At 69.5% G+C, this 12,376-nt stretch carries 11 protein-coding genes and 1 pseudogene; 10 read left to right on the top strand and 2 right to left on the bottom strand.

The features are described 5' to 3' along the window. A pseudogene (locus tag ACFE7U_RS03260) lies at nucleotides 1-304 on the bottom strand (hypothetical protein); the annotation flags it as partial. A 370-nt stretch (nucleotides 305-674) separates the two neighbouring features. On the opposite strand from ACFE7U_RS03260, the gene ACFE7U_RS03265 reads away from it, so the two are divergent. From ACFE7U_RS03265 to ACFE7U_RS03310, 10 genes are all read left to right on the top strand, one after another. Continuing rightward, the gene (locus ACFE7U_RS03265) at nucleotides 675-1,313 is read left to right on the top strand and encodes an AAA family ATPase (RefSeq protein WP_375408296.1); all 639 of its coding nucleotides are present in this window, start codon (nucleotides 675-677) and stop codon (nucleotides 1,311-1,313) included. Beyond that, nucleotides 1,297-1,623, top strand: coding sequence for a ribbon-helix-helix domain-containing protein (locus ACFE7U_RS03270; RefSeq protein ID WP_375408297.1), 327 nt, complete (start codon nucleotides 1,297-1,299; stop codon nucleotides 1,621-1,623). The genes ACFE7U_RS03265 and ACFE7U_RS03270 overlap by 17 nt, the downstream gene beginning before the upstream one ends. 392 nt (nucleotides 1,624-2,015) lie before the next feature. Further along, entirely contained in the window at nucleotides 2,016-3,386 is a 1,371-nt protein-coding gene (locus ACFE7U_RS03275; protein WP_375408298.1) for a septal ring lytic transglycosylase RlpA family protein, read from the top strand. A gap of 130 nt (nucleotides 3,387-3,516) precedes the next feature. Continuing rightward, the gene (locus tag ACFE7U_RS03280; RefSeq protein ID WP_375408299.1) at nucleotides 3,517-4,467 is read left to right on the top strand and encodes a methyltransferase domain-containing protein; all 951 of its coding nucleotides are present in this window, start codon (nucleotides 3,517-3,519) and stop codon (nucleotides 4,465-4,467) included. A gap of 239 nt (nucleotides 4,468-4,706) precedes the next feature. After that, a complete protein-coding gene (locus ACFE7U_RS03285; protein ID WP_375408300.1) occupies nucleotides 4,707-5,939 on the top strand; it encodes a D-alanyl-D-alanine carboxypeptidase family protein in 1,233 nt (410 codons plus the stop codon). Further along, entirely contained in the window at nucleotides 5,936-6,685 is a 750-nt protein-coding gene (gene tmk, locus ACFE7U_RS03290) for a dTMP kinase (RefSeq protein ID WP_375408301.1), read from the top strand. The genes ACFE7U_RS03285 and tmk overlap by 4 nt, the downstream gene beginning before the upstream one ends. Continuing rightward, nucleotides 6,675-7,739, top strand: a complete 1,065-nt coding sequence (locus ACFE7U_RS03295; protein ID WP_375408302.1) for a DNA polymerase III subunit delta' — start codon at nucleotides 6,675-6,677, stop codon at nucleotides 7,737-7,739. The genes tmk and ACFE7U_RS03295 overlap by 11 nt, the downstream gene beginning before the upstream one ends. Before the next feature lie 70 nt (nucleotides 7,740-7,809). After that, entirely contained in the window at nucleotides 7,810-9,378 is a 1,569-nt protein-coding gene (gene metG / locus ACFE7U_RS03300) for a methionine--tRNA ligase (protein ID WP_375408303.1), read from the top strand. A 215-nt stretch (nucleotides 9,379-9,593) separates the two neighbouring features. Then, nucleotides 9,594-10,391: a TatD family hydrolase gene (locus ACFE7U_RS03305; RefSeq protein WP_375408304.1), complete on the top strand. Its 798-nt coding sequence runs from the start codon at nucleotides 9,594-9,596 to the stop codon at nucleotides 10,389-10,391. 43 nt (nucleotides 10,392-10,434) lie between these two features. Next, complete coding sequence (locus tag ACFE7U_RS03310) at nucleotides 10,435-11,238, top strand: MBL fold metallo-hydrolase (RefSeq protein WP_375408305.1); 804 nt, start codon at nucleotides 10,435-10,437, stop codon at nucleotides 11,236-11,238. Nucleotides 11,239-11,251: 13 nt separating this feature from the next. On the opposite strand, the gene ACFE7U_RS03315 is transcribed toward ACFE7U_RS03310, so the two are convergent. Beyond that, entirely contained in the window at nucleotides 11,252-11,929 is a 678-nt protein-coding gene (locus ACFE7U_RS03315; RefSeq protein ID WP_375408306.1) for an SGNH/GDSL hydrolase family protein, read from the bottom strand. Nucleotides 11,930-12,376: the final 447 nt, after the last annotated feature.

Below are 12,376 nucleotides of genomic sequence, written 5' to 3' on the forward strand. Positions count from 1 at the left end.
GCAGGAGGATCCGGCTCGCGCCGTCGCGGGTGCGGAAGCCGAGATCGACGGGACCGCCGCGCTCGCCCGCCACCCGCACGGCTCCCTCGGTCCGGGCCTGGTCTGCGCCATGGAGCCCGGCGACGAAGGCGGGGAGGGGGAGTCCTTGCTCCGCGTCTCCGGGTGCGAACCCGATCAGCCTCGCCACGGGTGCGGAAATGGCGATCCGGCCGGCCGGGACGTCGTAGAGCCAGGTGCCGACGAAGCCGGAAGCCTGAAGGGCCGCCTGCCGATCCGGGATTGAGCGCCGAGGGGGGCTCGCCATCGTGATTCCGGGTCGGCTCCTGATCCGGCGCTGCTCCGAGCCTGATTTCAGGATCGAGGATGCAACACCTGAGGTTGATGATCTGGTCTGGCAAAAGACCGAACTCACGAAGAGTTGCTAGCGAAATCAAAGGCGGCAGGGAAGAGGGGTCACCACCTTTCCATCGATTGTACCAACCTCAAGTTGACAAAGCGGCATCACGCCGCGGGCGGCTTCCGCAATGCCGGACCAGCCCTGTCGGAGGCTGTTAACCACCCGTTAACCACGTTCGACCACACCCGGATCAGGTCATCCCTGCATCACAGGACAGCGGGGCGCAGCGGCCGACCGGGACCGAGACCGGGGCCGTCGGAACGGAGGGGACGTTGGGATGAAGGCCATCACGTTCGTCACGCAGAAGGGTGGCAGCGGCAAGTCAACGCTGTGCATCTCGCTGGCCGTCGCGGCCCAGGAGCAGGGTCTCTCGGTCTGCATCCTCGAAATGGATCGGCAGGCCACCATCAGCGACTGGCTCGACCACCGTACGGCGGAGAGTCCCGAGGTCGCGCAGATCGACGCCACCCAGATCGACGGAGTGATGGCCCAGCTGCGCGACTCGGCCTACGACTACGTCTTCATCGACACGCCGGGCGTCGACTCCGCGGGCACGCTCTCGGCCATCCGGGCGGCCGATCTGTGCATCATCCCGTGCCGGCCGACCCCGGCGGACCTGCGCGCCTTCAAGCCGACGCTGGCGGCGATCTACAGGCTGGAGAAGAAGTTCGCCTTCGTCCTCAACCAGACCCCGCCGCGCTCCTACCGCATCCGCGATGCGTCCGACGGCCTGTCGGTGCTCGGCATCCTGCCCGACGTCAACATCGTCGCCCGCACCGACCATCAGGACGCCATCGGGGTCGGCCAGGGGGTGACCGAATTCAATCCCAAGGGCCAGGCCGCCGCGGAAGTGCGCAAGCTCTGGAGCTGGATCGAGAGGCGGATGCAGGTGGGCAAGCATGTCAAAGCCGCTTAAGCCCAGCCTCGCCTCCATCGTCGCCGCCTCCGCCTCATCGGCCCGGGGCGCCCCGAAACCGGTCCAGAGCGCGGAGATCGTGCAGCTCGACACCGGCCCGCCCCCGGAGCGGCGTCAGGCCTCGACCCTCAAGACCCGGGCGCGGCAGATGTCGGTCTATCTGGAGCCCCCCGTCTACGACCAGCTGCGCGACCTCGCCCATGCCGAGCGGACCAAGATGCATGCCCTGATGCTGGAGGCCCTCGACCTGCTGTTCCGGCAGCGCGGCACCCGCTCGATCGCGCAGCTCAACGACCAGGACGTGCGCTGAGCCCGATTTCACGGAGTATCATCGCACGTTCACAACGGTGTCTCGTGTTTTGTTGATGCAGCACATGAGCCACCGTCACGGCGCTCCCTCGGCGACCAATTGCGGACAATTTTCGCAGAGAGCCAATCATCGCTGTGTTTCAGTCGCTTGGCGACGTCCTCTGATGTGACGGGCTGGGGATAACCGACCCACGAAGTCGGACCGCCCGTCCGCTCCGGCCTTCGTTCAGCGTCCGTTTACGGTGTCCCGACAATTGTTCGGTTGGGACAGACGCGAAAAGCCGCGGCCGCTCCGGACGACCACGATGATCTAGGAAGGGTCCGCCGGTCTCGCCCCCCGCGCTGGCGGAACCCGTGTCGCGTTCAAGGCGGAGGGCTCCGGGCAGTTGCGTCATGGTGCGTCTATCGAAGGCTGTGCGGCCGCTGCCGCCATCGGCGCCTGTCTGGCACGTCTCCGTCAGGAAGGTACTGGCCGTCACCGCCCTGGCCCTCACGACGGCCAATTGCGCGGGGCCGCAGTCGCAGAAGATGGCCGCTGCCGGCGGGGGTTCGGGGATCGACCCGAAATACGGCGTGAAAGCGAGTCCGCGCCTCTACAACGAGGGCGACGTCATCCCGAAGGGGGGTGGACGCCGGTTCTCGGGTAAGCCCTACGTGGTGGCAGGGCGCACCTACGTTCCGCGCGAGGATGCCAAAGGCTATGTCCGCGAGGGGCTGGCCTCCTGGTACGGCAGCGCCTTCCACGGACGCCTGACGGCCAACGGCGAAGTGTTCGACCGCATGTCCGTCGCCGCCGCCCACCCGACGATGCCGCTGCCGAGCTATGCCCGGGTGACGAACCTCGCCAACGGCTACTCGATGGTCGTCCGGGTGAACGACCGCGGGCCTTACCACGCCGACCGGCTGATGGACGTCTCGGAAGAGGTGGCCCAGGCCTTGGATTTCCGCCGCCGCGGTACGGCGCGGGTACGGGTCGAGTATGTCGGCAAGGCCTCCACGGCGGGCAGCGACGACGCCAAGCTGATGGCGACCCTTCGCACCGACGGGGAGCCGGCATCGGTGCGTGGCCGCTCGCCGGTCATGCTCGCCGATCTCGGTCCCGACGCCTCCGACACCCTGGCCAGAACCTTGGCCAAGCCCCAGCGCACCGCCCTGGCCTTCAGGTCGGCCGCGGACGAGGACGAGCCCGCGCCGCGCCCCGTGCGCGCTGCCCCGAGCGTGGTGGCGGCGGCGCCGAGCATCGCGGTTCCCCATGCCGTCCAGCCGACGACGAGGCGGACCGCCTCCTTCGTGCCGACGCGGCCCTCGCCGATCGCGCCGGCCTCGCGGACGACCCGTGCGGCGCAGGCTCCCGCGCCGCTCAGCCTCGCCCCGCCGCCGATCCGGCTGGCCGGAGCCCGCCACGACGTGGCACCCGCGCATCGCCTGCCGGCATCGCCCGTTCGCGTGGCCGCCTCGCCGCCGACGATCCCGGCGGCCAAGGACGCGGTCGCTCCGAGCCTCGACAGGCGCCCGGCGACCGTGCCGAGCCGCGTCGCCACCCTTGCGCCGCCCGGCCCCCCGGCCCTCAAGCCGACGGCCGGACGCATGGTCATCCCGCCGGTCAAGCCCGCGCTCCTGGCCGGGGCCAAGTTTGCCGGTTCGGATGGCCGCGTCCCCTCGGCGGCCAAGCCGGTCCTTGCCGATCCGAGATCGACGGTCGCGAAGCCCGCCGCGCACGCCGTCAAGCCGTCGAGGCGCGCGCAGTTCGCTCGGGTGGAGTGAGGCTCACCCTCATCGCGCACCCGTGACGTCGCGCACGACGGCGTGCCGTGGATTCGTTCTTGACCCCTCCGGCCCCATCGCTACCGAGTTTCAGGATCCCCCCATCGAAGACCGTTCAAAGCGCCCACTCATGCCCCTCGATCTCATCGTTCCCGCAACGGACGGCAATTTCGACGAAGAGCGGTACCTCGCGGGAAATCCCGACGTCAGGGGCTCTATCGCCCGCGGGCGCACCAGCTCGGCATGGGACCACTTCACGCAGCTCGGCCGGCGCCAGGGCCGCCTCATCAGCCTGCCGCATCCTGCTCTTCCCGCAGCCCGTGCCCGGAAGATGGAGCGGCTGCGCCCGTTTCTGCGACAGGACATGCCCTGCCTCTGGCAGGAGGACCGCGCGGACTTCCTCACCGCCGAGTTGCGCGAGAGCAACCGGATCGTCGCCACCGAGGCGATCTCGTCGCACCGCTACGACCAGCACGGCCTCGACCTGATCCACGGCAACCCGGACGGTCTCGTTCTCGATTGCGGCGCGGGCAACCGGCCGGTCTATTTCGAGAACGTCGTGAACTACGAGATCGTGGATTATCCCTCGACCGACGTCCTCGGCGTCGGCGAGAAGCTCCCGTTCCTGGACGGCACCTTCGACGGGGTGATCTCGGTGGCCGTGCTCGAGCACGTCCGCGATCCCTTTCTCTGCGCCCAGGAGATCGCCCGCGTCCTGAAGCCGGGCGGGCGCCTCTACTGCGCCATGCCGTTCCTGCAGCCCTATCACGGCTACCCGCATCACTACTTCAACGCGACCCCGCAGGGCATGCGCCGGCTGTTCGAGGACGCGCTCCTCGTCGAGGACGTCCAGGTCGTGGATGCCACGCACCCGATCTGGGCGCTGCAATGGATCCTTCGCTCGTGGTCGGAGGGGCTGCCGCCGGACCTGCGCAAGAAATTCCACAGGATGTCGGTCGCGGACCTGATGCGGGCGCCGTCCGAGCAGATCGACCTCGCCTTCTGTCGACAGCTCGCCCCCGAGAAGCTGCTGGAGCTGGCCTGCGCGACGGTCCTGCGGGCGCGAAAGCCCGGCAGTTGAGTGTCGCCATGGCAGACCGTTCGTCGGCCGTCCGAAGATTCGCGTCACGATCGGGATGGGGGGCGTTCGTGCCGCGGCACGGCAAAGCTCCGTTCGTTTTCATTGCCGAATCCTGTACCATCGCGCCATCGAGATCGGGGTTTGTGCCGGCGCTGCTGCGGCGGCCGCGTGAGGCGATGATGGGTACGGGAGCGGTCGTGGCAGGAAGCGTCATGCGAAATGTCGTGGAAGGAACCGCCATGGCGGGGTCGCGTCGGCTCGGCCGGGCGCTCGGGCTCTACGCGGTTCTGTCCCTCCTCCTGCCCGCGGCGGGGATCGGCGGCGCCGCGGCGCAGGGCTTCCAGACGGCGGCTCCGCACGCGATCCTGATCGACGCGGATTCCGGCACGGTCTTGTTCGAGAAGGCCGCCGACGAGCCGTTCTCTCCGGCCAGCATGGCCAAGCTGATGACCACCGAGATCGTGTTCAACGAGATCCGGCAGGGCCGGCTCAGCATGGACAGCGAGTTCGTGATCTCCGAGGACGCCTGGCGCCGGGGTGGGGCGGGCGGCGGCGGCTCGTCGATGTTCGCGCAGCTCAACAGCCGCATCAAGCTCGCCGACCTCCTGCGCGGCCTCATCGTCCAGTCGGGCAACGACGCGGCGATCGCGCTGGCCGAGGGGATCGCCGGCTCGGAAGAGAATTTTGGACGGATGATGACCGCTCGCGCCAAGGAGATCGGGCTGTCCCGCTCCACCTTCCGCAACGCGACCGGCTACTCGGCCCCAGACCAGAAGGTGACCGCTCGCGACCTCTCCAAGCTCGCGATCCACATCATCGAGACCTATCCCGACCTCTACAAGATGTTCGCCGAGCGCGAGTTCACCTGGAACAAGATCAAGCAGCAGAACCGCAACCCGCTCCTTACCCTCGATATCGGCGCCGACGGCCTCAAGACCGGCTATCTCGAGGAATCCGGCTACGGGCTCACCGGCTCGGCGGTCCAGGGCGGGCAGCGACTCGTGATGGTGCTGAGCGGCCTGAAGACCGCCCGCGACCGCGCCTCGGAATCGCGCAAGCTCGTGGAATGGGGCTTTCGCGCCTTCGAGCCGCGCCAGATCTTCGCGGCCGGCGAGACCGTCTCCGAGGCGTCCGTCTATGGCGGTGCCAAGGGTGGGGTGGCGCTGGTGGCCAAGAAGCCGATCCGCCTCCTGGTGCCGCGCGGATCCGGCGAGAAGGTCACCGCGCGGGTGGTCTATCGCGGCCCGCTGATGGCGCCGGTCGAGGTGGGCAAGCCCGTGGCGCGGCTGCGGATCATGCGCGGCGAGACCCAGGCCCTCGACCTGCCGCTCTTCGCCGCCGAGGCCGTGGAGACCGGCAGCATTCCCCAGCGGGCGCTGGACGCCGCCTTCGAGGTCGGGACCGGCCTGTTCCGGCGTGCCTTCGGCAAGGACGGCACGAAGGACGCCGACAAGGCCAGCCCGAGCTCGTGAGCACGGCTCCGGCGCAGGTCCGGCCCGGCCATGGCCGGCCGGGCGTCTTCATCACGTTCGAGGGCGGGGAGGGAGCCGGCAAGTCGACCCAGATCGCCTTGCTCGCCGACCACCTGCGCCTGCGCGTGCCCCGCCCGGTCGTCACCACCCGCGAGCCCGGCGGCTCGCCGAAGGCCGAAGCGATCCGCGAGGCGCTGCTCGCGGGCGTCGCCAAGCCCCACGGCCCCTTTGCCGAGGCGCTGCTGTTCTCGGCCGCCCGGATCGACCATCTCGACACCCTCGTCCAGCCGGCCTTGGAGCGCGGCGCGGTCGTGCTCTGCGACCGCTTCATCGATTCGACGCGGGCCTACCAGGGAGCCGCCGGCGGCCTCGATCCGGGATTGCTGGCGAGCCTTGAACGCGTGGTGGTCGGTGGCCTCCTTCCCGACCTGACCCTGATCCTCGACCTCGACCCGCAGCTCGGGCTCGAACGGGCCAGGGCAAGAGCTAGGGCGAGGGCCGAGGCGAGCGCGGCCGGGGAGACGACGGCACCCGACCGCTTCGAGGCCGAGGCGCTCGGATTCCACCAGCGCCTGCGCTCCGCGTTCCGCGAGATCGCGGCGGCGGAGCCTGAGCGTTGCATGCTCATCGATGCGAGCGGGGACGCCGATACGGTGGAGGCGATGATCTGGGGAGCGGTGACGGAGCGCCTGCCGCGTCTCTTCGCGGCGAACCGGCCAGCCGGGACGCAGCACGATGCCGCCTGAGCGCATGACCGACGAGTTCGAGCCCGGCGACCTGCCCGACGTGCCGCGCCCGCGCGAGCAGACGGCGCTGGTCGGCCATGGCGACGCCGAGGCGGCTCTGGCCGGGGCGATCGGCTCGGGCCGCCTTCACCATGCCTGGCTCATCGGCGGCCCGCGCGGCATCGGCAAGGCGACTCTGGCCTACCGGGTGGCGCGCTTCCTCCTCGCCCATCCCGAGGGTGGGCGCGTGGCGGAGAACCTCGCGGTCCCGGCCCAGCATCCCGCCGCCCGCCAGGTCGCGGCCCTTTCGCATCCCAACCTCGTGGCCCTGCGCCGCCTGAAGCCGCCCGGCGCCAAGTCGCTGCCGACGAAGATCTCGGTGGATGCGGCGCGCAAGGCCCTGGAGCTGTTCGGGTCCACCGCCGGCAGCGCCGGGTACCGGATCTGCATCGTCGACAGCGCCGAGGACCTGAACGCCAACAGCGCCAACGCGCTCCTGAAGATGATCGAGGAGCCGCCGCCGCGATCGCTCTTCCTCATCGTCAGCCACGCGCCAGGGCGCCTCCTGCCGACGATCCGTTCGCGCTGCCGGGCGCTGACCCTGCGGCCCTTGGTGTCGGGGGAGGTGGCCTCCGTGGTCGCCGGCTTCCCGGCGCCGTTCGTGCCGCCGGAGCCGGCCGGCCTCGAACGGGCCGCCGCCCTGTCCGAGGGCTCGGTCGCCCGCGCCGTGGCGATGCTCGATCCGGCCACCTTCGGGCTCGTGACCGAGGTCGAGGGGCTGCTCGCCCGCCTCGACCATCCCGATTGGCGCCGTATCCTGGCGCTGTCCGAGAAGCTCGCCGCGCGGGACGCCGACGACCTCTTCGCCACGAGCCTCGACACGGTGTTCCGCTTCGTCTCGGACGAGCTCCACCGGCGAAAGGACGAGCCCCCCGCCCGCCTTGCGGCCCTGGTGGAGGTGTGTGACAAGATCGCCCGCGCCGCAGGTGAGGCGGCCACCTACAACCTCGATCGCAGGCCGCTCGTCCTCTCGCTGTTCGGCGACCTCGCCGGGGCCATGCGCGCGGCGGCCTGACCGGGACACGGCGGACCCGAGCGCTCCGTCCCGCGAATCCCATGAACCGCGTAGCCGGGGATACCTCGACGTGACCGACCCGGCAGCCCAGAAAACCTTCGGCATCACCACCGCGATCTCGTATCCCAACGGCGCGCCGCATATCGGCCATGCCTATGAGGCGATCGCCACGGACGCCATCGCCCGGTTCAAGCGCCTCGACGGCTACGACGTGCTGTTCTCCACCGGCACCGACGAGCACGGCCTCAAGATCCAGCAGACCGCCACGAAGGCGGACATGAGCCCGCGTGAGCTCGTGGACGACATGGCCGGACGCTTCCACGCCATGGCCGAGGCGCTCGACTGCAGCTTCGACCGCTTCATCCGGACCACCGAGCCCGAGCATTACGCCGCCGCCCAGGCCCTGTGGGAGCGCATGGAGGCCAACGGCGACATCTACCTGTCGAAATATTCCGGCTGGTACTCGGTCCGCGACGAGGCCTACTACGCCGAGGACGAACTCGAGACCGGCCCCGACGGGATACCCTGCGCCAAGGCCACCGGCACCCCGGTGACCTGGATGGAGGAGGAGAACTTCCTGTTCCGGCTCTCGGCTTACGGTGACCGCCTGCTCGCTCTCTACGAGAGCCAACCCGATTTCATCGGCCCCGAGACCCGCCGCAACGAGGTCGCGAGCTTCGTGCGCTCCGGCCTCAAGGACTTCTCCGTCAGCCGCACCAATTTCGACTGGGGCGTGCCGGTGCCGGGCCATCCCGACCACGTCATGTATGTCTGGGTCGACGCGCTGACCAATTACCTCACCGTGACCGGGTTTCCCGACGAGACCGATCCGCGAAAAAAGTTCTGGCCGATGGATCTTCACATCATCGGCAAGGACATCGTGCGCTTCCACGCGGTCTACTGGCCGGCCTTCCTGATGTCGGCCGGACTGCCGCTTCCCAAACGCGTGTTCGGCCACGGCTTCCTGCTGACGCGGGGCGAGAAGATGTCGAAGTCCCTCGGCAACGTCGTCGACCCGTTCGACCTCATCAGCACCTACGGGGTCGATGCGCTCCGCCACTTCGTGCTGCGCGAGGTGCCCTTCGGCGGCGACGGCAACACCAGCCACGAGGCGATCATCGCGCGCTACACGGCCGATCTCTCGAACGGGCTCGGCAACCTCGCCCAGCGCTCGCTCTCGATGATCGCCAAGAACTGCGAGGGGAGGGTGCCCGAGCACGGCGACTTCACCGAGGACGACCGCGCACTCCTGGCGCTGGCCGACGCCCTGCCCGGCATCGTGCGAGCGGCGATGGACAGGCTCGCGCTCCATACGGCGCTGGCCGAGATCTGGGCCGTGGTGACGGCGTCCGACCGCTACTTCGACGCGCAGAAGCCGTGGGTGCTGCGCAAGACGGATCCGATCAGGATGGCCGCCTCGCTCTACGTGGTGGCCGAGACCCTGCGGGCGATCGGCATACTGGTGCAGCCCTTCATGCCGGGCTCCGCGAGCAAGCTCCTCGACCTCCTCGCCGTGCCGCAGGATCGCCGCCAGCTCGCCGATGTGGGGGAGGGCGGGCGGCTCGCCCCAGGCACCGCCCTGCCCGCACCGAGCGGGCTGTTCCCGAGGTTCGTGGAGCCGGAGGCGGATGCCGGTTAGCGCGCCCTCGTCGGGTTTGTATTCGCAAGGGCATGGACGTGGCGGAATGGATTGCCGTCCCCCAGGCGCCCGTGCGGGAAACGTCGTCGTGGGGTGCGCATTGACCTGGGCACTCTGGCCGCGTCGCCCTCGCAAGAACAGTCGACGTGCTCCGCCTTCGGAGCGGGACGACCCTCACGAGTCCTCGTAGTCTGATCAAGAAACACGACCCCTCCATGCTGATCGACAGCCACTGTCATCTCGACTTCCCCGACTTCGCCGAAGACCTGCCGGGCGTGATCGCCCGTGCCAGGGCGGCCGGCGTGACGCGGATGTTGACCATCTCCACCCGTGTCGCGAAGGCGCGGACCTACGAGGCCCTGTCCGAGGCCCATCCGGAAATTTGGCACACGGTCGGCACCCATCCGCACGGGGCCGGGGAGGAACCGGATGTACCGGCCGCCGAGATTGTCGCGCTGACCCGTCATCCGCGCTGCATCGGGATCGGCGAGGCCGGGCTGGACTACCACTACGAGGACGCGGCGCCCGAGGCCGTGCAGGAGCGGGTGTTTCGCACCCATATCGCCGCCGCCCGCGAGACCGGGCTCCCGCTCGTCATCCATTCCCGCGACGCCGACGCCCACATGGAGGCGGTGCTCGTCGACGAGATGGGGCAGGGCGCCTTCAAGGCGGTGCTGCACTGCTTCTCGTCGGGCGCGCGGCTGGCGCAGGTCGGGGTCGAACTCGGCCTGTTCGTGTCGTTCTCCGGCATCGTGACCTTTCGGCGGTCGCACGACCTGCGCGCCATCGCGGCCGCGACTCCGCGCGACCGCATTCTCGTCGAGACCGACGCGCCGTTCCTGGCGCCGGAGCCCTACCGTGGCCGTACCAACGAGCCGGCCTACACCGCCGACACCGCCCGCTCCCTGGCCAAGGCCCTCGACATCCCCTTCGACGCGTTCGCCGCCCTGACCACGGACAATTTCCACCGGCTGTTCGACAAGACCGGCGCGGCGGCAGGCGAGGGGGCGTGACACCCCCTTCCCGCCTCCGGTACGAACGGGCCGGGAGGTGCCGATGCGCTCGCTGACCTTGACCATCCTCGGCTGTGGCTCGTCCGGCGGCGTGCCGCGGGTCGGCTACGGCTGGGGCGCCTGCGATCCGGCCGAGCCGAGGAACCGGCGCCGGCGCTGCTCGATCCTGGTCGAGGGCGAGGGAGCGGGCGGCACCACTACCCTCCTCGTCGATACCTCGCCGGACCTGCGCGAGCAGTTGCTGGCGGCCGAGGTCCGCCGCCTCGACGCGGTCCTGTTCACACACGCCCACGCCGACCACACCCACGGCATCGACGACGTCCGGCCGCTCGTCATCCACATGCGCCGGCGCATCCCGGTCTATGCGGATGCCGAGACCCGGGCCCTCCTCGACCGGCGCTTCGGCTACTGCTTCGAGACCCCGCCGGGCAGCCAGTACCCGCCGATCCTCGACATGAACGACCTGAGGGCCGGCGAGGCCGTCTCGATCCCGGGCGAGGGCGGTGCGATCGAGGCCCTGGCCTTCGGCATGGAGCACGGCAACGAGACGGCCTGCGGCTTCCGCTTCGGGCCGGCGGCCTACGCGCCCGATGTCAGCCTGATGCCCGAGGCGAGCAAGGCGCGGCTTCGCGACCTCGACCTCCTCGTCATCGATGCCCTTCGCGAGACCCCGCACCCGACGCATTACTCGGTCTCGGAGGCGTTGGTCCTCATCGAGGAACTAAGGCCACGCCGGGCGGTGCTGACGAACCTCCACACCGACCTCGACTACGCGACACTCGCGGCGAAGCTGCCGCCCGGCGTGGTCCCGGCCTATGACGGGATGCGCCTCACCGTCGACGTCTGATCCCCGAGGGCCCTCAGTTTCGGAACGGCGCCGGTGACGGCATGGCGGCCTGCGCCGAGGCGGGGGCGAGGCCCGCCTGCACCAGGATCTGGGCGCTAGCGGCCTTGGCGAGGCGGTCGTACCCGGCATCGGTCATGTGGAGCCCGTCCGGACCGATCATCTGGGTCGGCGTGAGGAGCCCCTTGGCGACCCAGGTCTGCATCAGGGCATGGCGCCGGATCACCGGCACGCCGAGTTCGGCGGCCAGGGCGTGCAGCGCTGCGCCGTAGCGCTCGGCGCCGTCGATCCCGCTCAGGCGCCGGCACCATTGCTGGTCCATCAGCACCACGTCGGCGCCGGTGGCGCGGATCGCCGCGATCCCGTCCCGGGTGAGGGCGGTAAACCGATCCAGCGGCACCCCGGTCATGGGGTCGTTGCTGCCGGTCTGCCAGATGACGAGGTCCGGGCGTTCGGCGAGGACGTCGCGCTGGAGGCGGCGAGCCATGGCCTCGGCGTCGTCGCCGCCCTTGCCGCGGTTGATCATGGTGACCGACGGGCGCCCGGCGACCCCGAGGCGAAGGCTCTCGGCGAGGTCTCGCTGAAGGAGGGCCGGGTAGGTCGAAGCCGGGGAGGAGGCGCCGATGCCTTCCGTGGACGACGAGCCGAAGGCCACGATGCGGATCTCGCCGCCGCCGGACAGGCGTGCGGTCAACCGAGGTAATGCCGTGCCCATCTTCGTGGCAGGACCTGCGCTCGGTACGAGCGGCTCGGCCTGCAGCGGGCTGGAAAGGCAGATTGTCGCCATCCCGAGGAGGGCGAGGAAGCGGGAGCGAGGCAGTGGCAGACGTTGCGGCATCGTCTTCTGTTCAAATTCGGCGGCCCGGGCATCAATCGATACCTGGCGGTTCAGTGAAGGACAATTATGACGATTGCGCGATCCACTTAAGAGGTTCAGCCATCGCGGAATTCCAACCGGATTTTGCGCCCGGTACCTGCGCCCGTGGTGAACGCCCGCTGCAGATCGATGGTGAATCCTGCCTATACCAAGGCCCCCTCACCCGGCGCTAGGCACCATCAGGTTCCATAATATATCTTATGCGAACGGATCAATGTAAGCGCGATATTGAGATGACACCCCCTGGCAAAGTTCAGATGGCAC

The sequence above is a fragment of the uncultured Methylobacterium sp. genome, assembly GCF_964251405.1.
Lineage (GTDB): Bacteria > Pseudomonadota > Alphaproteobacteria > Rhizobiales > Beijerinckiaceae > Methylobacterium.